This is a genomic window from Geobacter sp. PheSNFMC (genome assembly GCF_059620965.1).
In genome coordinates, this window is the sequence record NZ_JCAMRN010000122.1 from 1 (window position 1) to 2,016 (window position 2,016).

Annotated in this window: 2 protein-coding genes; both read right to left on the bottom strand. The window is 66.2% G+C overall.

The window, feature by feature from the left end; all coding sequences use genetic code 11:
* Positions 1 to 76: 76 nt before the first annotated feature.
* Positions 77 to 1,618 (bottom strand): 2,3-bisphosphoglycerate-independent phosphoglycerate mutase, encoded by a 1,542-nt coding sequence (gene gpmI, locus AC6CDK_RS17700; RefSeq protein ID WP_192905682.1) that lies wholly within the window; start codon positions 1,616 to 1,618, stop codon positions 77 to 79.
* A gap of 18 nt (positions 1,619 to 1,636) precedes the next feature.
* Positions 1,637 to 2,016, bottom strand: a 380-nt coding sequence (locus AC6CDK_RS17705; RefSeq protein ID WP_496639951.1) for a 23S rRNA (pseudouridine(1915)-N(3))-methyltransferase RlmH, incomplete at its 5' end; no start/stop codon positions are given.

The window sequence follows — 2,016 nt, forward strand, 5'->3', positions numbered from 1 at the left end:
GCGCTGCCGGCAATGCCGGCAGCGCCCTTTTTTGTCGTCTCTGACCTGAATGAAAGTCAAAATACCGTCGCAGCCGTCACTCGGCAGCGGCCAGCAGGCTTTTCCCCGTCATCTCCGGCGGCTGCGGAATCCCCAGCAACTCAAGCATGGTCGGCGCAATGTCGGCCAGGGTACCGGGCCGCAGCCGCGCCCCCTTCCGGGAGTCGTCCACCAGGATGAGCGGTACCCGTTCGTTGGTATGGGCGGTGTGGGGGCCGCCGTTCTCGTCCACCATCATCTCGGCGTTGCCGTGGTCGGCAGTTACGATCAGCGCACCCCCCTTCTCCAGCACCGTTGCCGCCACGCGGCCCACGCACTCGTCAACCGTCTCGATGGCGCGCACCGCGGCATCGAGGATACCAGTGTGCCCTACCATGTCGGCATTGGCGAAATTGACCACCACCACATCGTCCACTTCCTCGTTGATCCGCTTCAGCAGCGCGTCGGTCACGAGCGGGGCGCTCATTTCCGGCTTCTGGTCGTAGGTGGCCACCTCCTTGGGAGAGGGGATCAGGATCCGCTCCTCGCCGGGAAACGGCTCTTCCACGCCGCCGTTGAAGAAGAACGTGACATGGGCATACTTCTCGGTTTCGGCGATCCGCAGTTGCCGTAGCCCGGCCCGGCTCACCACCTGGCCCAGGATGTTGGCGAGGCTTTCGGGGGGGTAGGCCACGGGGAGTGGAAAGGTGGCATCGTACTCGGTGAGGCAGACATAGGAGGCGAGGCGGGGCCACGGTGAACGTTCGAAACCGGCGAAGGCGGGGTCCGTGAGTGACCGGGTGATCTCCCGAGCCCGGTCAGCGCGGAAGTTGAAGCAGATGAAGCCGTCCCCGTCGGCGAGAAGCCCCACGGGCTTGCCGTTAGGGGCGATGACGGCAGGGTCCATGAACTCGTCCGTGACACCGGCGCCGTAGCTCGCCTCGATGGCCGCAGCCGAGTCCGGACGATGCGCCCCCTCACCCTTGACAATGGCGTTGTAGGCCCGCTCCACCCGCTCCCAGCGATTATCCCGGTCCATGGCCCAGTAGCGCCCCATGACCGTGGCGACCCTACCGAAGCCGATCCGGCCGATCTCCGCCTCCAGCTCGGCCAGGTAGCCCGCACCGCTGCTGGGCGGGGTGTCGCGGCCGTCCAGGAAGGCATGAACGAACACCTCCTTCACCCCCTGGTGCCGGGCCAGCTCGATGAGGGCATAGAGGTGCGTGTTATGGGAGTGGACCCCCCCGTCGGAGAGGAGCCCGCCCAGGTGCAGTCTGCCGCCGGCGGCCCTGACGCGGGCCATGCAGTCCAGGAGCACAGGATTGGTGAAGAAGTCGCCGTCGCCGATCGCCTTGGTGATGCGAGTCAGGTCCTGGTAGACCACGCGGCCGGCGCCGATGTTCAGATGGCCCACTTCCGAGTTCCCCATTTGGCCGTCGGGAAGCCCCACGGCCATGCCCGAGGTCTCCATTTCCACCGAGGGATACTCGGCCATGAGGCGGTCCATGACCGGGGTCCGGCCGATGGCTACGGCATTATTGGAAGGGTCGGGATTGATCCCCCACCCATCGAGGATCATGAGCACGAGCGGTCTGGGCATTGCTCCTCCGTGACAGGATTAGTGATGATAGGGTTCGTTGCCGATGATGGTGAAGGCCCGGTAGATCTGCTCCAGCAGCACCACCCGGACCATCTGGTGGGTAAAGGTCATCCGCGACAGGGCGATGACCCGGTCGGCCCGGCGCCTGAACCCGTCGGTGAAGCCATAGGCCCCGCCGATGGCGAAGGCCAGCTCGGGTACCGCCGTGTCCCGGCAGCGGGAGATGTAGGCGGCGAATTCCGGCGAAGTGAGCTGATCGCCCCGCTCATCCAGGAGGATCAGGCGGGAGGTGCGGGGAACGAGCTTGTCGAGCCGTTCGCACTCCCGGGCGCGCATGGCCTCGGCCGCGGCACCTTTCTCATCCCGCGCCTCGCCGATCTCCAGGGGGGCATAGCGCC